9 protein-coding genes are annotated in these 24,934 nt (G+C 38.7%); 4 read left to right on the top strand and 5 right to left on the bottom strand.

Annotation, left to right across the window (positions count from 1 at the left end):
* Nucleotides 1-5 precede the first annotated feature (5 nt).
* On the bottom strand, nucleotides 6-16,565 hold the full coding sequence (locus JUD45_RS00045; RefSeq protein WP_203619410.1) for a DUF5776 domain-containing protein: 16,560 nt from the start codon (nucleotides 16,563-16,565) through the stop codon (nucleotides 6-8).
* 468 nt (nucleotides 16,566-17,033) lie between these two features.
* Here JUD45_RS00045 and JUD45_RS00040 point away from each other — a divergent pair, with 468 nt between their 5' ends.
* Nucleotides 17,034-17,816: a tyrosine-protein phosphatase gene (locus JUD45_RS00040; RefSeq protein WP_190238373.1), complete on the top strand. Its 783-nt coding sequence runs from the start codon at nucleotides 17,034-17,036 to the stop codon at nucleotides 17,814-17,816.
* A gap of 20 nt (nucleotides 17,817-17,836) precedes the next feature.
* Nucleotides 17,837-18,775, top strand: coding sequence for an alpha/beta hydrolase (locus JUD45_RS00035; RefSeq protein ID WP_203619409.1), 939 nt, complete (start codon nucleotides 17,837-17,839; stop codon nucleotides 18,773-18,775).
* 36 nt (nucleotides 18,776-18,811) lie between these two features.
* On the opposite strand, the gene JUD45_RS00030 is transcribed toward JUD45_RS00035, so the two are convergent.
* The 3 genes from JUD45_RS00030 to purB form a co-directional block, all read right to left on the bottom strand.
* The gene (locus JUD45_RS00030) at nucleotides 18,812-19,504 is read right to left on the bottom strand and encodes an Lreu_0056 family protein (RefSeq protein ID WP_203619408.1); all 693 of its coding nucleotides are present in this window, start codon (nucleotides 19,502-19,504) and stop codon (nucleotides 18,812-18,814) included.
* A 95-nt stretch (nucleotides 19,505-19,599) separates the two neighbouring features.
* Nucleotides 19,600-20,148: a hypothetical protein gene (locus JUD45_RS00025; protein ID WP_203619407.1), complete on the bottom strand. Its 549-nt coding sequence runs from the start codon at nucleotides 20,146-20,148 to the stop codon at nucleotides 19,600-19,602.
* 82 nt (nucleotides 20,149-20,230) lie between these two features.
* Nucleotides 20,231-21,526, bottom strand: a complete 1,296-nt coding sequence (purB, locus tag JUD45_RS00020; RefSeq protein ID WP_138726790.1) for an adenylosuccinate lyase — start codon at nucleotides 21,524-21,526, stop codon at nucleotides 20,231-20,233.
* 230 nt (nucleotides 21,527-21,756) lie between these two features.
* Between purB and JUD45_RS00015 the strand changes: the two genes are divergently transcribed.
* Together JUD45_RS00015 and JUD45_RS00010 are read left to right on the top strand one after the other, a co-directional pair.
* Nucleotides 21,757-23,049, top strand: a complete 1,293-nt coding sequence (locus JUD45_RS00015) for an adenylosuccinate synthase (protein WP_203619406.1) — start codon at nucleotides 21,757-21,759, stop codon at nucleotides 23,047-23,049.
* A gap of 15 nt (nucleotides 23,050-23,064) precedes the next feature.
* Entirely contained in the window at nucleotides 23,065-24,030 is a 966-nt protein-coding gene (locus tag JUD45_RS00010) for a GMP reductase (protein WP_203619405.1), read from the top strand.
* Between the two features lie 43 nt (nucleotides 24,031-24,073).
* On the opposite strand, the gene JUD45_RS00005 is transcribed toward JUD45_RS00010, so the two are convergent.
* Nucleotides 24,074-24,733, bottom strand: coding sequence for a class A sortase (locus JUD45_RS00005; RefSeq protein WP_203619404.1), 660 nt, complete (start codon nucleotides 24,731-24,733; stop codon nucleotides 24,074-24,076).
* Nucleotides 24,734-24,934: the final 201 nt, after the last annotated feature.

Raw genomic sequence — 24,934 nt, 5'->3', positions numbered from 1 at the left:
TTTATTTAGTTAGTCTTTTTAACAAAAGTTTTGTTACTTGTAATGTATTGGTGCGAATTAATGTATAGACGAGTGATTCCATGGTACTTAATTACCTTACGGATCTTAATGACACTATTACGTCTAAAGTGCTTAATTCTATTACCAACACTGAACTTCTTACTATCGTGTAACCATACTCCAGTAGGACGAATTACCCTGTAATGACGAGCATTGTTCTTTCTTGAATAGTAAGCATTTCTCATTGCTGAAGGAGTCGCAGTAAGAATACCGCCACCCGATACTCTGTAACGAGGAATACCGTTCTTGTAGAATGCCACGCCTAATACCTTAAATACGTGTGCGGCGTATCTTGGACGTTTTGCGTAGAAGATAATTCTGTTACCAGTAGTAAATCTTACTGCCCTGTGGGCGTATACGGCCTTAATGTTATATACATACTTAGGTAAACGACGTTTGATTTCATTCTTATAAGCCTTTTCATAAGACTTCACGTAATCAACGTTTTGGTTCTTCAACTTAGGAATGTAGTAATGCTTGTTACCACGCGCTTTACCAGCACGAGTACCATCTGACATTTGTTGTTTTCTTTCAACGGCATAACCTTGTCTGAAAGCATATTCTGCCATTGTACCCATCTTGTTGTAGTTGATGCGTTTAGCTTTTCTGTTCTTAACATTATTCTTTTCAGCCAATACCCCTGCCTTGTAAGCATCGAATGCCTTAACGTAAGCAGTTGGTTGTTGTCTTCTATCAGTATCAGTAAGCTTCTTAATCTTCTTAGCATCTTTAATTGCAATCTTAACAATTCTTGCTAATTCGATTCCTTGGTTAAAGTAGAAGTTACCTTGATTCTTTTGACTAACCTTCTTGTTAGCAATACCACTTCTGAAACCAAGAATGATGTCATTGTAATTGCCATCATACTTAGCCTTTTGTGATTTTCCAGAAGGTGCCTTCTTCACTCCATCGGTAAAGTCCTTTACGACCTTATCAGATTGAGCAACGTTGGTATCAATGCTTGTTGGTCTACCACCTGCCGGAGCATTTTGTGAACCTAAAGCATATCCTTGGTCGTAAGCAGATGAATATACCGCATCACTAGAACTGTTGTCCTTGGATAGCTTGTTGTATCCGCGAATGTATCCATTGCTGTAGGCATTGTATACATTGTCATAGACATCCTTATCTAGTTTATCGAAACCTTGAACAGTACCAAACTTGATAGCATTAGCCTTGGCATCCTTCAATGCAGTCGCTGCACTGTTGTATCCCAAGTCGTAGGCTGTCTTGTCTACTGGGTTCATGCCAGCATCTTGATTAGCCTTATTGTTAACACCATCAAGTGCACCTGATTGAACATGACTTTGCCATTCAGCGTATGCACGTTGATATGCATTGTCATATACGACAGATACTTTATTTTGACTCATTGGACGACCTAATTGGGCATCAATGAATCCAGCTTGGGCTCCACTAAATGCAGTGTCCTTATCCGAGTTAGTCAAATGAGTATTGTCTTGGGTACCAAATTCTTGTTGTGCTAATTGATATCCCTTTAATGCTTCGTTTGATTTATTGAAACCAAGCATAAATGACTTGTCGTTTTGTTGTTCTGGAGTCAATTGACTTTCAGTAACACCTGACATACCAACATCGTAACCCTTGGCAGCATCAGCGTAACCAGCTTGATAATCGGTGTTGTTATCAGTTGCATAGCTATTGTTATCGAATGCAACCGCACCATTAGCGTTGTTGAAACCAGTCATGAATGAAGCATTGTTTCTTTGTGCATCAGATAAATCATTAGCACTTGGTAACTTACCATTATTAGCAGCATTGTATACAGCTTCAGAACCGGATTGAGAATTATTGTAACCAAATGTATATGCTTGATCTAGGATGTTTTGACTTTGTTTCTTATCGTTTTGTCCACCATTTAGGTATTTTTGACTACCATTATTAGCTTGGGCCACGATTTGTGCATAAACATCATTGTAAGCATCTGCATATGCAGCTGGTTGTTGTGATACATCACTACATTTTCCTTGCTTGAAGTCATTCAATGCATCCAATACCGCTTTGTATGCACGGTCATGTGGACTATTTGAATTGAAACTACTTGTTGGATTAGTGATTGCATCTTGAATTCCTTGTTGGATTTCATCAGCCATATTGAAACCACTCATAAATGATGGATTGTTCAATTGGGCTTGTGTCAATTGATCACGAGTAACACCGTTCTTGCGTTGTTCGTAACCTGTTTGTGCTTGTTGATAACCAGCATCGTAATTACCTTGTGGGTTATCAATTGGAATGTTGGTAGCAGTCACAGTTGCTGTACCCTTACCAACACCTTCGACAAAGTCTTGAGCACCCTTACCGATGTTGTATCCAATCATGTAGGTTGCGCTAGCCTTGTTGGCATCAGTTAAATCGTTAACCGACTTAGCTGCGAATCCATCTTGATAACCAGATTGAGTATTTACATAACCTTGGTTGTAAGCACGGTCATCAGCATTGGTACCATCTGAATGTTCGTTTGACAATCCATTGATGAAACGTTGACTTCCGGCATTCATTTCTGCAATTGATTGATCATATGCAGTCTTGTATGCACGTTGGTAAGCTTCAGATTGTTGACTAACATCGGCAGGAGCCTTTTCAGAGCTAACCTGTTTAAATGCTTGGACCGCAGCATCATAGGTATTCACTGCATCGTCAGAACCAGAATATTGGTTAGTATGGATTTGAGTTGGATCGTTGTAGGCAGTCTTGTATGCATCCTTAAATGCTTTACCCATTTCATATCCTTGCTTGTATCCATAGTTAGAACTAGCTTCGTCATTGTCTTTCAAACCATCAGCGTAACCATTTTGAGTATCCTCGTAACCCATTTGTTGGAAACTACCATCAGATACCTTGTTACCATTTGCAACGTAGTTGTTGTAACCATCGATGTATGCCTTGTTATCCTTAGCATATTCATCGTTGTATACATCTTGATATACCAATGGTTGATTTGTTACATCAGTTGGTTGGTTATTAGTCATAACCGCATCGTGTCTTGCGGCAATAGTAGCATTGTATCCAGCCATGTATTGAGCGTTGTTGGTTTGTTGTGGTGATCTACCAGCATTAGCGTCATCACGACCACTCTTAGCGTTAGTGGCAGCATTATATCCAGCTAAGTAAGATGCTGATGGGTTTGAAGCTTGTGACTTACCATCGATCGCATCTTTATAACCATCACGAGTTTGGTTATAACCAAAGTTATAACTTGATTCTTCCATCTTATTAGAATCACTTGGTTGGTTAGTTCCAGCGGATGTTAAGAAGTCGTTTTGACCTTCTAATAGTTTTTGACGAGCGATACCGTAAGCAACGTTGTATGAAGCACTGTATGGAAGTGAATCATTTGGATTATCATCAGAAGATTTACCACCATTTAATGCTGCTTTGTAACCAGCAACTGCACCATCGTAAGATTGATTAATATCATCTTTGGTAGTTTCGTCAGAGTTAGAAGTATCCGCAGTGTTCTTTGTGACATCCCTCTTGGCTGCCAAGAATCCAGCACTCAACTTCAAACCAACATTGTATGCAGGTGTGTATCCGGCATATGGAAGGTTTTCTGGTGAGTTAGAAATACCATTCATGAATCCTTGGGTTGCATCTTCAATTCCTTTATCAGTTGCAACGTTCTTTGGCAATGATGAAGTGTTCTTGTTTAGATATTGCTTAATAGCATTGAAGTAGTCACCAGAAACATTGCTTTCGTGACTCATGTCAACGTTACTATTACCAGAGTTGGCGTTGTTAACGCTGTCCTTGATGTCGTCAAAGTTACCGTAAATCTTAGCGAAGTATTCATTGTATGCATCTTGATAAGCCTTTGGTTGACCTGTTACATCACGTCTACCAGTAGTTGTAGCATCTGTTAATGCATCCCTAACGGCATTTGCACCGTATTGTGAATATTGGTCAGTTTCGACGTTAGTTTGTTCATTATATGTGCCAATAGCAGCATTATGAGCATTAACGTGGGCAGTGTATCCAGCCATGAAGACCTTATCGGCTTGTTGTTGTGGAGTCAATGATGTTACTGGAACCACATCACCATTACTATTAATGGCAGCATCGTAACCAGATTTAGCATCCTTGTATCCTTGACTTTCAACACTGTCATCAAGGTCACTATCACTCTTAGGTTTGCCATTCAAGAATTCATTAGCACCCTTACCCAAGTTATAACCTTGTACATAAGCTTTATTATTGCTCATTGTTTGATCAAAGTTACCAGCCAATCCTGCTTCATAGCCATCCTTAGTAGTGTCATAAGCAGCCTTTTGTAATTTATCTAGACTATTACCACTACCAGTAGTTATTGAATGAGCATTTGGAAGTGATTGGGCAAATGAGTTCAATCCATCTTCAACCGCTTGTTGAGCTTGTTGAATCATGGCATTGTAACCATTTTGCATTGAAACTGACATTCCGCTTGGAAGTCCTGGATTATTGATGTTAAATCCATCGGTTAATGCTTGAACAGCACCGTTAAATCCATCGGTTGCATAAGATGATGAATCACCGCTGGTGTTGTTGGTCTTATCAGCTAAAGCAGCAAGGTATCCCTTGTATGCTGATTGACCAGCTTTATAGGATTCTGTATAGCCTATATTATCTTTATCTTGGGTTTGTGGATTACCTTTACTACCAAATCCATCGCTGAATCCGTTGACAGCATCTTGGTAACCTTGAGCATGGATGTCTGTTCCTTCATTAGTGCTTCCTGATAGGTAAGCATTCTTACCGGCTTCGTATTGTTTCAAGAAGTCCTTAGCTTTAACGGAGTAGATAGATTGATAGATTGGTGTTTTACCACTATTATCCACCGTTGAATAATGGAAGAAGTTTTGACGAGCAGATTGAGTTGCTCGGTAAGCATCCCCGTAATCCTCGTCATTTGATTGTTTGGTTCCATCCTTGATAGAACCATCTTCAATCCCACGCTTGTATTGAGTATATACATCGAATCCCTTCATGAACGCAGCTTGTCCGCGTTTATCAGCAGGAATTTGACTTTCATCGTTACCGGAAGCGGCGAAGTTAAATCCATCACTAGCTTCTTGATATCCAGTACTTTGATTTGCATTAGTACTATCGTATTGTTTTGCATATACAAACGCACTTGCACCTGTACCAGCATTGTATCCACGAGTGTATGTTGCATCCGTGTAGTTAGTTGGTGTATGTGGTGAATTGTTGTTGGCACTAGTGTAGCCATCGTTGAATCCAGCGTTAGTAATTGCAAAACCACGAGCAGTTGCTTTGTCTACAAAGTTGTTAGAATCAGTAGTTCCACTACCATTTCCATCAAGGTATTGTTGAGAACCCTTAGCAATCGCATCCTTGTATTCGTTGTAAGCAAGGTTGTATGCATTTTGATAAGAAATAGTCTTATCACTATTTGCGTTTGGTTCGTTTAGTGCTTGAGCATCTTCAAAACCAGCCTTAGCGGCATCAAAAGTTTCTTGTGGACTAAATGCCCCAGTACTCTTGTCTTCACCAGTGTATTCACTGTTACCTTCTTGAGCGCTTTGGAAACTATTAGCAATTGCAGTTCCCTTGTTGTAACCAGCTACATAACCAGTTGAATTACCTCTTTGAACTTGTGGAATCTTCATTCCATCAGTGTAACCATCTGAAGTTTCGTTGTAACCACGGTTATAAGCTACATCGTCGACATTAGTGTCATCTTTAGAATGGTCATTCAAGACACCAGTTAGGAATTTTTGCTTACCTTGTTCATATTGTTGACTAGCTTCAACACTAGCAATTGTGTATGCCTTCTTGTAAGCACCGGATTGATTTGAATCTAGGATATGTTGAGTGGCAGTATCTTGTCCATCAGCAAATCCCTTAACAGCACCATTGAAAGCTGATCTAGCTTGGTCTGTTGATGCATTTGGATCGGTTGCAGAAGTATCTTGCAATACATTTGCATGACTTCTAGTGTATTCAAGTGAACGAGCTACATCCAATCCTAATTGATAACCATTATCATAAGCTTGACTAGATTGACTAATCTTACCAGTGTTATCGTTAGATGAATCATTTGGATGATCCTTTACATAGTTCAAAGCATCTTTGTAACCAGCTTTAGCATCCAAGTAACCCTTATCAATAGCTGCTTGTTCTAGAAGAACTGCTGATGTTGGTTTGTTGGTGTTGTTAGCATCACCATTGCCGTCTAAATCATCACTACCATCATAGTTAGTAAATGCATTAATTCCTGATTGCATCTTATTTCTAGCTGTTTGGTAAGCCTTGTCATAGGCATCGCTATATGCCTTTTGACTAGCTTCATTAGCAGCTCTTGATGTTGTGCGAGATGGTTTATCACTAATTGCATCCTTGTAACCGTCTTGTGCACCGTCAAACGCGGATACACCATTAGTATCTGCTGTGTATTGGTTGTTTGAGTTAGCGTCAGTTTGGGTACCTTGAGATGCTTGATAAGCAGTTGCAGAAGCCTTTCCAAGGTTGAAACCGTCGATGTAACCAACGCTCTTGTTTCTTAGATCGACGTCACCATTAGCAGCAAGTCCAGCAGCGTAACCATCACTTTCATCACTGTATCCAGTCGCTGCGTCTGAATCATTGGCAGAATTATCAGCGGCCTTGAACTTGTTCATACCCTTTTGATAATCCGATACTACACTTTCATAGATGAATTTGTAGACTTCACTCTTGTTTGAGAAATCAGTAATAACGGAATTGTTAGTCAATGCCGCTCTAGCATCTCTTGCAGCATCATATGCCACTTGGGCAGTTGGATCAGTTGGTCTATTGTTACCGCTAGAAGCGGCCAATCCATTCAATGCTTGGGTCTTAGCGTTATATCCAGCTTGGAATGCCTTAGACTTAGCAGATAAATCTGTTTGACTAAGGGTTTGAGCAGCTTTAAATCCGTTTGAAGCATCGGTTGCTCCCTTAGCTTGTGCTTGGTCAAAGATACCTTGTGGGTTTGCGTTAATAATGTAATTAGCGTTTGATAAGAATGAATCTGCCCCACTTTGGACCTTATTAGCAACATCTGTTGCTGCTTTGGTGTATGCGGCAGCGTATGTTGGGTCCTCATTGTGTTTTGGACTATTGGCTACATCATGTGCCATGTAGTCATTAAATGCATCAACGGCACCGTTATAGGCAGCACCTTCTCTTAGAGTCTCTGCATAGCTGACTTCATCACCATTATCTGTGGCTGCATATTTATTCTTTTCGTCACTATTATTGGCATTATCAATTGCTGCTTGATATCCCTTAAGTGAACCAATGTATGATTGGTAACCAACAGCATATGCTTTGTTAGTCTTCACAATATCAGGTAAACCATTAAATTGATTATTTAATTCATCAATCTTTTGATTAATTGATAAGGAACTATCCAATGAAGCGAAATATTGTTGAGCTAGGTGGTAACCATCATTAGCTTTGTTATAACCACTAGTTTGCATATCAAGTTTGTTAGGAGAATTCTTGCTTTGAGCAAATAGCTTAGCCCCACTCATGTATGATGATTGGTTACCGTCGAAAGCCAACTTGTAAGCTTCTTTATAAACATTATCATGTGGATTGTTAGAGTCCGAATCAGTCACAGTATCAGTATTGCTACCATTCTTGATGGCATTTTGAGCATCCAAAGTAGCTTGGTAAGCTTCTTGGTAAGCAGTTTCAATCACCTTAGGACTATTAATTCCTTGAGGACCATCAACAGTCGCATCTTGTACGGCTTGTAGAACGTGACGAGCTTCATTGAAACCATTTTGGTAGTATTGGCTCTTAGTTGTATCCAGTGTTGCTTTTGAATCTAATCCTAGCGCAAATCCAGTTTGAGCATCTTGATATCCACCGTCGAAACCTTCTTGTTCAACAGTAGTGAATGTCTTATCTAGTTTACGTTGATTGAATAGGTAATTACTCATACCATTTAACGCAGCATCTTGAATGGATGACATCGCTGCATTATATGCTGCTGCTGCGTATTTAGCTGAAATAGCGGGATCTTGATTAGATCTAGTGGAATTATTCTTAAAGTCTGCTAAAGCAAGCTTAACTGCTGCTTCAACGTTATTAGAATTATCGTCATTTGATCCATCGCTATTCTTGTAATTTTTAGTTTGAGTTGGATCATTCATTGTATCAGCGTATGCCTGCTTAATTGTTTGAGCAGCATCATAACCAGCTGAGTATTGAGGATTATCACCATTAATTTTATTCAAGCCACTTAATGCATCGACGAAACCAGATCTGGTATTACTTGCCCCTTGAATAGCAAATCCATCGTTATCTAGCGGAGTGGATAGCAATACACTATTTTGACCGTTAGTGTATTCATCTTGTGAGTATTGGTATACCAATCTGTAAGCATTGTTGTATAGCAATCCCTTGTTTGTTAAGTCTGTATTAGACTTAGTCAACAAGTCAGATTGAGCTTGTAACATTGCTGTAGCAGCTGTTTGGTAGTTAACATCACTACTACTTTGAGGAACCAGTGTTCCACTAGTCTTCAAATCTTTAAATGCATTAATCAAACCATTGGCTTGGTTATATCCTAAATTATTACCATCATTATTACTTGCTGGTAATTGAATTTGAGTTGATGATGACGCACTCGTATTGATTACTCTTTGAATTAGGGAAGCCAACGTAGTGTTAACTGCTGATGTGTTAGAAGTATTGTTGTTATTTCCAGAGTTATTACTTCCAGAATTATTGCTTCCAGAGGTATTGCTTGCTGAATTATTGCTTCCAGAGGTATTGCTTGCTGAATTATTGCTTCCAGATGTTAGTGTTTGAGTGTATGCGTTCTTAGCATCCATAAAACCTTGGTAATAGAAATCATATCCGTTAACCAGGTGCTGTGTAGCCGTTGCATTGACATTCGTTCCATTCAAGTATGCATTAACCCCGTTTACATATGCTGTTTCAGCATTAGTGTAGGCATTTGTATATGCAGTAATTAATTGCAACCCCGAAGTATTGTTTTTAGCTGGATTAGCATTAGCCAAGTTCATTGCTGGGGAACCTGAGAAATCGGTTCTAGCTTGATTAGCAAAACTATCTATTTGTGATTTAAGACTACTAGTACTGTATGAGTTAAATCCAGCTTGTTCAGATAATGTAGGTGAATTTAAGCTACCCCCGTTAACGGCTTCGTTGAAACCATTAACAGCCTGGTTGTATCCAGTATTGTAGGCAATTTGAACTGATGTCGCATCATTTAGGTTATTAAAGAAATTACTTTGAGTGGTATTTTGTTTATTACTTGTAAAATCTGAAGTTCCTCGAGCAGCATAGTACCCAGTTAAATATGATGGTGAATAAGATTTACTTGTATCTGTTAGTGTATTGCTGGTTCCATAGGTAAATCCTGTTTTTGTCTTATTGTAATAATCTTCAAGATTACTATTTGCATCACTATATGCACCATCAGTGTTAATGACTTTAGATTTTGCTGTATTTTTATCAAGTCCATTTAATGCTCCCATCGAAACAACCGCAGCATTATAACCCATCATAAATGATGGGTTTTTCATTTGATCGTCACTTGGTTTTGCACCAGTTAGGCCAAATTGGTATCCATTCTTTGCAGATGTAAAACCATCATTTTCAGCTTGAATTGGATATCCATTTGAACTACTTGAAGCAACAGATTTACCACTAAGATACTCATTAGCACCTTGTTCATGCAATCTTTGTCCTTCAGCATAAGCTTGTTGGAATGCAATGTTGTATGACAATGATTGGGTACTATCAATTTGATATGGTGCATTTGACCAACTTGCAGTATAACCCGCACCTGCACCTTTAAAGGCATCAACACCGATTTGGTCGGTCAATGTTGAATTAGATGTTGTAGTTTTGGCTAAGTTATACCCGTTTACGTAACCTTGAGATGAGCTTGTTAACTTGAATTGTCCATATGCGGAGGTGTAAGCAACATTGTTAGAAGTCTTACTATTACCATTCACCGCATCTGAAACACCTAGTTTAGCGTCGTTAAATCCTTGGACGAATAAAGGATCACTGCTACTAGTAGTAGCGTTCACATCATATCCATTTAAATAAGCATCTCTACCACTTCGATAAGAAGTAGCTAGCTGTTGATTTAATACAGGATATAAAGTTTGATACATAGCATCCGCAGAACTGTCATTTACGTTTTTATTACTTGGCACATCAGATTTAGCTTGAATATATGCATTATATCCATCTACAAATGCTTGATCAGGGGTTGGATTACCAACATTTATCTTATCTGTGGAGTTAGATTGCTTAGCGGCATTAATTCCAGCTAATGCATCCTGGTAAGCGTTATATCCGGTATCATAAGCAGAACTTAGTGTTGAGTTAGTTGGTTCATTTTTACCGGCACCCTTAACAGCATCTTTAAAACCTTTCAATGCGCTACTATAACCAGCGTTCAAGGCCGTCCTATCCGCTTGCTTACCTGCGTTTGTTCCTTGTCCATTAAATGAACTATTGCCGTTAGCTTCTCCATTTACAAATGAATTAGCCCCCGTAGTCAAATTGTTCTTCCATAATTGATATGCCTTAGCATAAGATTTTTGGTAAGAAAGTGGGTATGAAGAATCAGCTGTACTTGGTTGAGTGGCATCTTGAGCTGCTCTAATTCCAGCTACCGCACCCAAGTAAGATTGGGCTTGGTCATAATTGGGATCGTTGGGTCTTACAGAATTGTTATCTGATTCCTTAGTTTGATCACTAATCGCAGCATTGTAACCTTGAATAACTTGAGTAATAACATTGTTGTAACCCAACTTATATGCGGCACTAAAATCATCAGAAGAAATCTCAGAATTGGCGTTTGGATCACTAATCGCAGCATTGTAACCTTGAGATGCTTGGTTATAACCAATTGAAGCTGCATCATCAGAATTCAAATCACTTAGTGTGTTTCCGTATAGGTATGAATATGCACTTCTAGCTGCTTCGAAACCATCTTTGTAACCAGGATGATTAGCACTCCAAAGGGGTAAAGGAGTTGGATTGTTTAATTTCTTTGGATCATTACCTATACTATTATAATCATCAATAAATCTTGCAAATCCGGTCTTGGCATTATCATATCCAGCGCTGTATTGACTATCAGTAGCTTGTTGTTTTGTAAGTCCCTTCAAATAATCCTTCGCGCCTTGTTCATATTGTGCATGTGCTTGCGCTAGTGCCTTTTGGTAGGATTGCTTGTAAGCCAAGTTTGAATCCCCTGCCTGTGACTTGTTATTAAATCCGTCTCTAGCACCCTTATACGCTTCATATACTTGATATTCTTCAGATTGATGATCTAGATTTGTTGAAGCATCTTCATAACTCTTGTCAGCGTAGTTGTTTGCCGCACCCGCGTCTGCTGATTTCTTATATCCAGCTGCAATTGATTGGGCAGCATTAAATCCAGCCATAAATCCTTTATTATTTCTTTGAGCAGGAGTTAATTGGCTTTCGTCAATAGTTGATAAACCAGTTTGGTAACCATAACTAGTATCTTGGAACGCCTGATTAGCAATCGGTTCTTGGCTGGTTGGTGAGGTCTTGCCAGTCAAAAATTCTTGACTGGCTGTGCTGTAAATAGCACTAGCTTCATTCTTTTCATCATTATATGCATCTACATATTCACGACTCTTACCGGTTAAATCAGTAGAAGGTGTATTCAATGATGCGTCGGCATAAGCTGCACGAACACCGTTATACCCTTCCATGTAATCAGGATTGGTTGAGTTCGCTGGACGATTGTAGTTATTACTTAGTTGGCTCTTAGCGTCACTGGCACCACGTTTGGCATCCAATAGAGCGTTAAACGCTTGTTGATATGCGTTAGATGGACTATTTGAATTGATTTTGTTAATTCCATCTATTTTATTACCATTTTTACTAAATCTGTCATTAAAATCGTTATAGGCTTTTTGCGCATCTGAATAAGCCTGTGTATATCCAAAGGTCTTGTTACTTGTATCTTGACTATTCTTCAAGAAGTCAGACACACCTTTATTGTATTGTGATTGAATCTTGTTAAAGGCGTTATTGTAAACAACTTGATAAATCGCAGATTGGTTAGCGGAACTGTTAGCGCGACCATTCTTAATGTCGTCATATGCTTGTTTGTATGCATTGTAAGCCGTCTTGTAAGCTGATGAATCGTTAACGTCATCATTGCCTAGTTGGCCAAAATTACCACTTTCTAAATCAGCCTCAGCTTTAGAAATTGCTTGATTTGCATTTGCAGCTGCTGCTAATCCATCTTTGTATGCATTAGTTTGATTATCTGACGATGTGGTATTACCGCTGGTAACTCCACTGGTAAATGCTGATAAAGCATCTTGATAACCCTTTTCATAACCGGCTTGGTTACTACTTTGGTTAGCATTATCTGCATTACCATTTAATAAGTCAGTAACCCCTGACTTAATGGATTGTCCCAAAATATATCCTGGTAGATTTTGGTTATTATGGTTAGTTACGCCATTATATCCATCCAATGCATCTTGGTAACCTTGACTAGCAACTTGAGTTGCTACTGGTGAGTTTTCATTAGTGTTATTAGTACCATTGTTCAAGAATGCATTAGAACCATCATTATAATTGTTAGTTAAGTTTTGTAGCGCTTGGTTATATGCATCTGTGTAGATTTGACCTTGACCTGACGCTGTATGTGAACCTGTCAATACTTGGTTCTTTGCATCATTAAAAGCACTTACACCTACCGCGTAAGCTGGGTCATTTTGTTCACGATTTGTATCTACAGTATTACTGTATGCAGCGTTTTGACCGTCAGTAAAGTTTTGACGTGCGTTAAATCCTTGTAAATATGACACACTTTGTGATAGTGGAGACACAACTCCGTTACCCTTATCATTGTATCCTTGAAGGGCATTGTAGTATGCATTGTTGTAGTTGTTGTTATATTGAGTGGTTGCATTAGGGTTAGTTGTTTGAGCATTCCCGTTAATGAAGTCATTAATCCCTTTTTGAGTTCCGGCAGCATCAGCTCTGGCTTGGTTGTAACCTTGAATGTATGCAGCTGGATCATTAACAACGTTATTGCTACTTTGATTGGTAGTGTTTGACGCAGTGTCCTTAGGCATTGACGCTGGGTTAGTTGTTGGATCCGGCGCACCGTTGTTAAAGGCATTGTAACCTGCTACAACACTGTTATAACCACTAGTATAGTTAGGATTAATCTTGTATTGGTTAATGTTTTGTTGATTATTATTACCGTTAGAAACGTCGGTTAAGGCGTCACCAACCCCATTGTTAATGTCATTGTAGTTACCAGAAGTAATTACTTGTTGACCAACATCAATCAAGTTCCCATTCTTGTCCAAATCGTAACGATGTTGAGATGATACATATTGACCAGTTTGCACTTGAGCAGTGGTATCAATACCGTCAACACCATAACGAAGTAAGATTCCAACATATGGATTCTTAGTTGGATCATAGTCCCTTGGCATTTGAACGGTGTACTTCATGATTTCGTAGTTGTAATTACTTGGAACGTCCATCGTTTGACTATATACATTCGTATCTTTGCTGGTAGTTTTATTTCTAATGTTTCCAGGAAGATATGTTAATCCAGTGTATGAATTATTAGTTCCGTATCCGGCTTGGATATAGATTGGTTCGTTGTCGTTTTCTTTATGACCACCGACTTGGGCATAACCAGTAAGTGAATAAGTTCCATCTTGGTTCTTCACAGGAGTCATAGGTCCGACGAAATAAACCGCTGGAACGGTAGCAATTTGAAGGTAATTAGGTGTACCTTGTGTGAAACTACCAGGGTTGGCGGATGCATCAACATAACTATTCTTGTTGTTGTTTAAATGGAAACTGTAAAGAATTTGGCTTGGGTATAGAGTTGTACTTAGGTTACCTGCACCAGAACGGTTACCGTAAGTAACTAATGAGGTGTACGCATCAATTTTGTTGTTGGACAATGTACTTTGGGCATTAGAGTTACCTGTTAAGTCCAAAGTGATGTTGTTTTGACCAGGGTTAGTGATGCTAAGCGGACCGGCAATCAAGTTAACTTGTCCTGAACCATCAGCGCTAACGTTCAAGTTACCAAGGTTGTTAACGTTAATTTGACCGTTGTTGTTATACAAAATACCGTAGCTTCCAGTAGATGTGTTACCAAGGTTTTGTGATTGAACCTTTACCAAACCACCATTAGAAATGTTAACTTGACCTGTTTGGTCAACATACATAGCAGCATTGTAAAAGTAACTAGGAGCATTAGTTTCGATATCTAAAGTCCCACCGTTAACGTTAACGTTTCCGTATGTATAGATACCATTGGCAAAAGTGCCACTACCATTCCACTTATCAGGAATGACTTGTAGAGTTGCTCCCTTATTAATGTTTAAGTTAGCACCGTTGGTAACCACGATTCCGTAGTTAGATCCATTACGAGCGTAATAACCACCGTTCCCACGAGGAACCAATGTCATTTGTGAGCCATCATTCATGGTTAAACTACCAGATAGTTTGATTACGTTATTACCATAATCAGGAGCAACTGTTCCGAAGTAGTGAGTACCTGGATATAATAGAAGGTTTTGGATTTCCATGTTTTCTTGGTTACCGTTACCTTCTGTTGGATGGACCCCGGTATTCAATGAAGTTTGGTAACTTGAAACATTAATTTCGTTGATATTTCCGATGAAACGAATATCGTTACCCCCGGCTGGAAAGTCAGAAAGCATTTGTGCTCCGACGTAGTTAACGTTGTTGTAAATAACGGTACCAGGTTGGTTAATCTTCAAGAAACCGTAGTAGTTGTATGAATATGCTGCTTGGAAGTTTTGAATGATCAATTTTGGGGTAACTCCAGCATCAGCATAGAATTGATCCAAACATCCGTGGAAGTCAGCTTGGTGATTTTGTCCATCAACGACTAATGTTTGTAGATGATACATTGTTGGCCAGTATTCAGTGTATGGCGCACCTTGGAAGTCAATATCATTAACTAACTTAACGTTGGTTGCATTAACGGTCTTCCCCCAGGCATCGTTATATGCAGAATAACCGGACCATTTACCGTTAACAATGTCACTTAGTTTCCAGTTAGGATAGTAGTTTCCGGCCAATGCACGTTGGAATTGCCATGAGTTGTGAACAAACGCTGTCTTACCACTATAGATTTCTTGGGCAACACTGTCGTATCCGGCACGGTAGTAACTAGTTCCGCCAATATAGTTAAGGTTATTGGCATTTTTTTCAAGATCTAATACATAGTGCCAGTTAGTTCCATCTCCACCACCATTAATGGTGTCATAGACTGGGTCCCATTGGTCATTCATCGCTTGTTGCGCACCCAAATAAGCCTGATCATACGCATTGGTTGAATCAGCACTTGGGGTGTAATTATCGGCAGGGAAACTTAATTGGTGGTTAGCATCGTAGACTAGCCCTTGATTCTTACTAATTCCAGTCCACTTACCGGCCTTAGCATCCTTAATTCCTTGTTGAGTTAAGAAGTAGTTAACACCATATTGATAAGTAAGGTACAAAGCGGAATTAGGAGTGTAAGTATTAAATGAAGTTATTGAACTATCATTTTGGCTAGGGATTGTAATTTGACCGTTTTGATTTAGCTTAACAGTTGTATTGTTTTTACCGTTGAACTTAGCTAACAATTGTTGTTCATAGGCAATAGCTGAGTTGTAAGCATCGTTAGGTTTTTGACTAGAACTTACATTTTGTTGGTAAGAAGTATAATCCTGGGTACCAGTTCCTTGATCATGTGTCAACAAGTTATAAGCCGCTAGTGCTCTCATTGCACCGTTATAAGCAGCATTGTAGTAGTTTTGTTCGTTTACATCAGAGATAGTAGAAACTTGGTTTCCGTTTCCAGCAAACGCATCTGAACCAGCGCGATCAATTACCGCCTTGTAAGCTGCAGCTTGGCTTGATGCGTTAGTGTAATCAGAGCTATAACTAGAAATTGGTTGACTTGATGATGAACTACTTCCTGAAGATTGAGTTGAACCAGACGATTGGGCTGAGCTTGATGCTTGCGTTGAATTTCCTGATGATTGAGCAGATGCTTGGCTAGCTGCAATACTTGATGCAATGCTTGATGCAGCTTGTGAATTGTAGGCACTGTTCACCCCAAGTCCATTGTTAAATCCAGCTTGTGCATCAGAATCAATCGCTTTGTTAGCAGCAACATTAGAATCGACACTCAAACTTACTGCACTTTGGTTAGCATATGATGCGTTAACATCAGAATTGACACTTGTAGCGCTAGATGCTACTTGTTGGTATCCAGATCCACTACTTGAAGCTGAGCTAGTTTGGGTAACCGCCTTCAAAGCATCTGAAGATGTATCGGCGTGGGCAACATGACTGAAGCTCATTGTGTAGGCTAATCCACCCACAGTAGCAAAAGTCGACAATGACATTACGACCCATTGCTTTTTGACCTTCTTCATCACTTTCTTATCTTTTATTTTATTGAATTTTTTCTTGTTGTATTGCATAAGTAACGTCCCTTTCAAATTCAATCTTGGTTTTAAAAAAACATTTATTTACGACATTGTTTAGAGTTTTATAATTCCGCGCTTGGTTTTATTAAAAAGCGCACAGCTAGGGTAATTTTATATAACTACTATATTATCTCATCTTCTCAATGAATTTTAAAATGTTTTGAAGGATTATTTAATGTTTATGGGTAAAACGATACACACTGTTTAATAAATACCTTAAAATCAATGCTTATAGCAAATTTTAAATCGTGATTTTTTAGACCGTTTTTATAATATTTTTATCATTTAAACTTTAAATATTATAATACAAAAATTACCATTTCTATAATTAATAACAAATAAGAAACATTTATTTAATATTTGTCATAATAGGAAATTATTATTTCTTCTAGCTTTCATTATTAGTCATTTTCTTTTACAATATAATAAATAATATTTGCGCAAATATGGGAGGTATGAATTTTGTCACAACAACGATTATTAGACATTAAAAACGGCTATAACTTCCGTGAACTTGGTGGTTACAAAACAGAAGATGGTCGTTTTGTAAAATGGAATAAAGTCCTGCGTTCAGGTGAACTTTCTGAATTATCCGATTCTGATTTAGCTTTCTTAGAAGAATACGGCATTAATTTTGATGTTGACTTGAGATCTGACACTGAAAGACAAAAAGCGGCTGATAAATTACCAAGCAAGACTAAGTTTGTTGCTAACCCCGTCTTCAACAGTGGTCACGATAAAACTGAACGTCAATACGCTGAGCAATACATGGATGACGCCACTCGTGGAAAACAAAACATGATTAATTCATACCAATCCATGGTCACTAGTCCATCCGCACAAAATGCTTTTCAAAACCTTTTCAAGACACTATTAGCTAATACCGATGACGGTGCCGTATTATTCCATTGCGCACAAGGAAAGGACCGTACTGGTCTATCTGCTGCGTTCTTCTTATTCGCCCTAGGCGTTGATGCAGACACAATTAAAAAAGATTACTTATTATCCAAAGAAGCAATGAAACCATTCATTCAAAAAAAGATTGATCAATACAGCAAATACGGTATGACTGATGAACTTCGTCAAAACCTAAACGATTTATACACTGTTGATGAATCATACTTCGATGCTGCGATGGCAACCATTAAAGAAAAATATGGCAACATCAATAACTTCTTACACGAATTTATTGGTTTATCCGACGCAGATATCGCTAAATTAAAGGATATTTATCTTACAGACTAAATAACATTGGAGTGATTTTTATGGGATTTAAAAAAGCTGCTGCTGCTTTAGGTGTAATGTCTACTGCAGTTGGGGCAGGAGCTTTTATGTTCAGCAACTACCTATTTAAGTTAGGTATGAACAGAAAGGACGACGAACCTGTCCCACAAACTAGCCAATTGCGTTTCGCATACGCATACTACCGTTATGTTGATTGGTTTCACGCCATCCCAAAGGAAGAATGGGTGTTAAACGAAGTTGATACCGGCGAAAAAATGATTGCTTCATATGTTCCTGCCAAGGAAGAAACAAAGAAAACAATCATTATGGCCCACGGGGTTGGATGTAATCGTGAAACAATGGCTAACTTCATTAAGATGTACCACGAACTAGGTTTTAACATTTTGGCTCCAGATGATCGTGCTCACGGTGATAGTGATGGTAAGTACGTCAGCTACGGCTGGAAGGATCGCATCGACTACCTTCGTTGGATTAAGTTAGTCCTTGAAAAGGTCGGTGACGATGCCGAAATCCTAATGTTTGGTATCAGCATGGGAGCTGGAATTGTCACAATGCTAAGTGGAGAAGACTTACCTAAACAAGTTAAGGCAATCATTGCCGATTGTGGATACACTAATGTTGGTGACGAATTCAACTACTTGCTAAAGGACATGTTCCACTTGCCTCCTTACCCAATCGAACCACTAGTTAGCGCGATTAACTGGTACAAGGTCGGCTATCGTTTGCATAACGCTTCATGTACCGAAGCATTGAAGAAAAACGATCTACCTACCCTATTCATTCACGGGGATAGCGACATCTACGTGCCAACCTACATGTCTTATGAAAACTACGCCGCATCAAACGGTCCAAAGCAACTATGGATCGTCCCCGGCGCAGGTCATGAAGAAAGTTTCTGGGTCAACCCAGTCGCATACAAGAAGCGCGTCAAAGACTTCTTGCACACATACTTTGACTAAATAAAAAAGACTCAGCATTTAGCTGAGCCTTTTTTATTAATCATCATTATCAGAATTTGATAGTGAATCATATTGTTTATTCCATACTTCTTCACTCAAAATAGATTTTGAATAATTATCAACGTGCTTTCTTTGTTCTGCAGTCTTGTAGTATGTGTTAATTAAGTAGTCTTTACTAACATTCATATTTACTGCTGGAACATGTGCCATATCTTTGTTGCCTGCTTTTGACATGTCTCTGAATTCAACATGAACACTGTCAGATTCAACATTGAACATAAGGTCCGCTGTTCCATCCCCATTAGCGGTAAATTGATCAAGCTTTACATGGTTTTTAATTCCATACTTACTATTCTTGTCAATAAAGAACATTCCCATCATAGGTTCCTTGCTATGAATGTCGGGCTTTTTAACTGTATTATAATCACTAAATTGATTATGATTTTCTTTTTGACCAAATCCCTTAGATTGGACATCACGGTCATATTCCAATGCTAATACACCAAATGTCTTATCACTTAACTTCACATTGCTAGCAGTACTTTTAGCTTGACTAGTACTTGCTGAACTTGCGCTGCTTGAACTAGTAGATGAACTTGATTGCGCGCTGACACTAGTAGAAGTTTGGCTAGTACTTGAATGATGTGCCGCTTTACTCTTACCACAGCCCACTAGCATGATTGACACTAATGAAGCCAATCCAATTATGTATAACGTTTTCTTTAACATTTTGTAACTCCCCCTTATAACTTTTATATTACCATTATTTTTAAATTATAGAAGGATAAATTACAAATAAAAAAGCCAGCCCAACTGGCTGACTCTTACTTAAATGTTAACGTCATTAGCATTGACGCGTTAATAATCATGTAAATAACAATTGAAATCACTAGTGGTTTCCAATCGTAAGCTAGACTTACCTTCACGCGGTTGAACCAACGTCTGAAGTAATGCCCTTCATCTGCATCAACGATTGAATCGATGATGTTAAAACTAATCTTGGCGTTGATGTAAGCCATGTATAAGATGGTCAAAGTACCAATTAATAGTACTAATCCACCTAAAATATCACCAACTGGAAGTGTGTAGTAAGCTAGCGCTAATTCTTGTCCAGCTAGCAATAACGTAATAACTGTTGGCAAGGCCACAATGCGACGTGACGGTAGCAAAGTACATACAAGATAGAACAATACCAAGATCACTGCGTAAATCAATGAGCTTAATAGTGTTGACCAGTGTACTAAGAAGAATGTCACTTTAACACTGCCCCAATGAGCAAAGTGAGCCTTACTAAAACTGTAGTAAACTGCGAATAAGAAGAATAGAACTGAGAAAGTCCAACCTTCTTTTGTCATTTCAAATTTTTTATTCATTATATATCACCTATATCTCATTCTAACTGATTTTAAAAAATTACACAAAAAAAGAGCTGGCAGATTGCCAACTCTTTTTGTTTTACATTAAACCACAGCGTTTGAAAATTTCATCAACGTGGCGGATGTGATAGTGATAATCAAAGGCATCATCAATGTCTTCTTTTGAAAGTTTTTCGTTAATAGTTTCGCTTGCTTCAACCAATGGCTTGAATTGTTTGTTTTCATCCCAAGCAATCGCAGTAAGTGGTTGAACAGTATCATAAGCAGCTTCTCTAGTCATCCCTGCTTCCACTAGCTTCAACATAACACGTTGTGAGTAGATTAGACCGTTAGTAATGTTTAGATTACTTAGCATTCTTTCTTCGAATACATCTAAGTCACGAACGATGTTGTTGAAACGGTGCAACATATAGTCGATTAAGATAGTAGAATCTGGCAAGATAACACGTTCTGCAGATGAGTGGGAAATGTCTCGTTCATGCCATAAAGCAACGTTTTCCATTGCTGTAACAACATGTCCTCTCATTACACGTGCTAGACCACAGATATTTTCTGAACCGATTGGGTTTCTCTTATGTGGCATTGCTGATGAACCCTTTTGACCCTTAGCAAAGTGTTCTTCAACTTCATGAATTTCTGAACGTTGTAGTCCACGAACTTCGGTAGCAAATTCTTCTAGACTAGTAGCAATCACACCTAAACATGCTATGTAGTTGGCGTGTAAATCACGTGGTAGCACTTGGCTGGCCACTGATTGGGCACGGATACCTAACTTTTGACATACGTATTGTTCAACGTATGGATCAACGTTGGCGAAAGTACCAACGGCACCTGAAATCTTACCTGCTTCAACATCCTTTGAGGCGATGTTAAAACGTTCCAAGTTACGTTTCATTTCTTCATACCAACGAAGTAACTTCAAACCAAATGTAGTTGGTTCGGCTTGCACACCGTGAGTACGACCCATGATAACAGTGTCCTTGTACTTAAGAGCCTTGTTACCGATTGTTTCGATAATTTCTTCGATATCTTTACGAATAATGTTGTTAGCTTGTTTCAAACGGTAACCTTGTGCAGTATCGACGATATCTGTACTGGTCATACCAAAGTGAATCCACTTACTTTCATCACCTAAGTATCTTGAAACATCACGAGTAAATGCTACGACATCATGATGGGTAGTCTTTTCAATTTCTTCAATTTCTTTTTCATCAAAGGTAGCGTTCTTTTGAATCTTAGCTAAATCTTCAGCAGGAATTTCTCCTAACTTAGCCCAAGCTTCGTCTACAGCAACCTCCACAGCTAGCCATGAGGCGTATTGATTATATTTAGACCATACATTTCCCATTTCTGGTCTGGTATAACGATCAATCATCACAATCCATCCTTTCGAATATCTTGCTTTAATATTACCATACAAAATTCGTTTTTTCACTATTATCTTAAAATTAATTATACTTATTGTTCGTTTTTTATTTATTTTCCGAACATTATTTTCTCATTTATACAAATAGTTCTTGATTAATTTTTCCAGCATGGTAAAATCTTTCGTGGAGTGTTGAAATACACTCCTCAATACTTAATGAAATATATGAGGTGAACTTGATGTCATCAATCGTTATTATAGGTAGCCAATGGGGCGACGAAGGAAAGGGTAAAATTACCGACTTTCTAAGTCAAGATGCTGATATGATCGTAAGATATTCTGGCGGAGACAACGCCGGCCATACCATCGTTATTGACAACAAGGAATTTCACTGCCGTTTAATTCCATCCGGAATCTTTTATTCCGATAAGCTAAGTATCATCGGAAACGGAGTTGTAGTTAATCCAGAAACTTTAATTTCTGAAATGGACTACTTAGAAGAAAATGGTTTTGATTATTCTGGACTACGTATCTCAAACAGAGCCCAAGTAATCATGCCATACCACATCTTGTTTGATAAATTACAGGAAGAACAAAAAGAACATAAATTAGGTACCACCCACAAGGGAATCGGACCTGCATATATGGATAAACTAGAACGTATCGGTATTCGAATCGCCGACTTAATTGACGAAGATACCTTTGCTGACAAGTTACACCAAGCACTAAACATTAAAAATAACATCTTAGAAAAACTATACGACCAACCTGGTTTTGACTTCGATGAAATCTTTACCAAGTACAACGCATACGCTAAGAAGATTGCACCATTCGTTACTGACACTTCTCTACTAATTAATGAAGCGTTAGATAACGACAAAAAAGTACTATTTGAAGGTGCCCAAGGCGCAATGTTAGATATCGACCACGGAACTTATCCATACGTTACTTCATCTAACCCTACTGCCGGAAATGCCGCAACTGGTACTGGTATCGGTCCTAACCGTATCAACTCAGTCGTAGGTGTATGTAAGGCCTACACTTCACGTGTTGGTGATGGACCTTTCCCAACCGAATTATTCGATGAACGTGCTGATCGCATTCGTGAAGTCGCTCATGAATATGGGGTTGTTACTAAACGTCCTCGTCGTATTGGTTGGTTAGATGCCGTTGTCCTACAACATGCCGTTCGTACTTCTGGTATCACCCACTTATCACTTAACTGTCTAGATGTACTATCTGGTTTTGACACCGTTCGTATCTGTACTGGCTACAAATACAATGGTGAATTAATCAAGTACTACCCTGCTAACCTAGACTTCCTAGACAAGTGCGAACCTGTCTTTGAAGACCTACCGGGATGGGAAGAAGACATTACTAAGTGCAAGACTGTCGAAGAACTACCCGCAAACGCACAAAATTATCTAAAACGTGTTTCTGAACTAACCGGCGTTGAACTATGTACTTTCGCCGTTGGTCCAGACCGTGAAGCTACTAACATTTTGAAAAACGTATGGGAAGATCATAAATAAAGTGAGGTCTTTATAATGAGAACTTTTGATTACCACAATGTCCAATTATTACCTGAAAAATGTATCATTAAGAGCCGTAGTGAAGCTGATACTTCAGTTCAATTCGGCCCACGTAAATTCCAACTACCAGTTGTTCCCGCAAACATGGAAACAGTTATGGATGAAAATCTAGCTACTTGGATGGCTAAACATGACTACTTCTACGTAATGCACAGATTCCAACCGGAACAACGTTTAGAATTCGTTCAAAACATGCATAAAAAAGGTTTATTTGCTTCAATTAGTGTTGGTATCAAGGATGCTGAATACGACTTTATCGATGAATTAAAAGCCGCTGACGCTGTTCCTGAATACACTACTATTGATGTGGCTCATGGTCACTCAGACTTCGTTATCAAGATGATTAAATACATCAAAAAAGAAATTCCAGAAACTTTCCTAATCGTAGGTAACCTAGGTACTCCTGACGCTGTTCGTGAAATCGAAAACTCCGGTGCCGACGCTACTAAGATTGGGATTGGACCTGGTAAAGCATGTATCACTAAGTACAAGACTGGTTTCGGTACTGGTGGTTGGCAGCTTTCAGCACTTAAGTGGTGCTCAAAGGCTGCTACTAAGCCAATGATTGCCGATGGTGGTATCCGTACTAACGGTGATCTTGCTAAGTCAATTCGTTTCGGTGCAACCATGATGATGATTGGTTCAGTCTTTGCTGGCCACGTTGAATCACCTGGTGAAATTGTCGAAAAGAATGGTAAGAAATTCAAACAATACTGGGGTTCAGCTTCTGCTAAACAAAAAGGTGAACACCACAACGTTGAAGGTCGTCAATTGTTAATCCCATTCAAGGGAAACATTGAAGACACCCTTCTAGAAATGAAAGAAGACTTACAATCATCAATCTCATACGCTGGTGGAAAAGACTTAATGTCACTACGTAAGGTTAACTACGTGCTACTAGACAGCATTGATGAATCATAAGATTATATGTAAAAAGACCAACTCCCATCGAGTTGGTCTTTTTTTACTTAAAGTATTTAGCTGTCTTGTCATTCAATGTTGTAATTGAACTTAGCTTAGCTCTTACCATTGTACGGTTCGGTTCGTTCGGTGTCCCACTAGCACAGGTAATCAACGTCAATGTTGGTCGCTTGTACTTCTTGGTAATGTACTGGGTATCGTATTGATCAATCACTGTAATTGAACTGACTTCGTACTTGTATACCTTCTTACCGTTGGTGATGTAGATGGCATCCCCTTCAACGACCTTGTGTAATGGCCCGAACAAAATCTTTTCGTTGTTCATGTGGTGTCCGGCAATCGCATAGTTTCCCTTACCCAGTTCTTGGTTGGGTTTCATTGTACCTACACCAGACAATAATTCTTCGTTATCTAGTCCGTAGTAGACTGGTAGGTTAATTGACACACTTGGTACGGAAATCTTTCCAATCATCGTGTGTTTGTGGCTAAAGATGGCCTTTGAAATTGAAGACGCACTGACGCTGTCAATCTTGGAAAAGTCGAAGTTGGCCTTCTTACTTTTATCTTGTTGAACAATTTTACCGTTCATTTCACTATTAATTAGATGTTGAATGGCGGAATTTTCTAGAAATGGTAGACTAATTAGAAAAATTCCAACTACAATTAGTAGTATCCATGTGGTTGTATATAACTTCTTTTTCATGATGATTCCTCACTCACTATTTTATAATTTAATCGTACCATAAAAAACCAAAATAAAGTCATTTGAGGTCCCACCATTACTAAATCTTAAAACACCAATATCAGATGTCATAAAAAAAGTAGTCTGACCTGAACCCCTAAAATTGGAAGATGGTTATGCTATTTTCTGGGAGGAATTGATCCGGTATTCAACCGGTGACAT

The organism is Apilactobacillus nanyangensis (assembly GCF_016861915.1).
GTDB classification, from domain to species: Bacteria; Bacillota; Bacilli; order Lactobacillales; family Lactobacillaceae; genus Apilactobacillus; species Apilactobacillus nanyangensis.
This window is presented reverse-complemented; position numbering and strand designations above follow the sequence as displayed.

Bases quoted from the DNA above. Each gene is read 5' to 3' on its own strand.
- JUD45_RS00010 (WP_203619405.1), top strand. From the start codon at position 23,065: ATGAGAACTTTTGATTACCACAATGTCCAATTATTACCTGAAAAATGT.
- JUD45_RS00015 (WP_203619406.1), top strand. From the start codon at position 21,757: ATGTCATCAATCGTTATTATAGGTAGCCAATGGGGCGACGAAGGAAAG.
- JUD45_RS00045 (WP_203619410.1), bottom strand. From the start codon at position 16,565: ATGCAATACAACAAGAAAAAATTCAATAAAATAAAAGATAAGAAAGTG.
- JUD45_RS00035 (WP_203619409.1), top strand. From the start codon at position 17,837: ATGGGATTTAAAAAAGCTGCTGCTGCTTTAGGTGTAATGTCTACTGCA.
- purB (WP_138726790.1), bottom strand. From the start codon at position 21,526: ATGATTGATCGTTATACCAGACCAGAAATGGGAAATGTATGGTCTAAA.
- JUD45_RS00030 (WP_203619408.1), bottom strand. From the start codon at position 19,504: ATGTTAAAGAAAACGTTATACATAATTGGATTGGCTTCATTAGTGTCA.
- JUD45_RS00005 (WP_203619404.1), bottom strand. From the start codon at position 24,733: ATGAAAAAGAAGTTATATACAACCACATGGATACTACTAATTGTAGTT.
- JUD45_RS00025 (WP_203619407.1), bottom strand. From the start codon at position 20,148: ATGAATAAAAAATTTGAAATGACAAAAGAAGGTTGGACTTTCTCAGTT.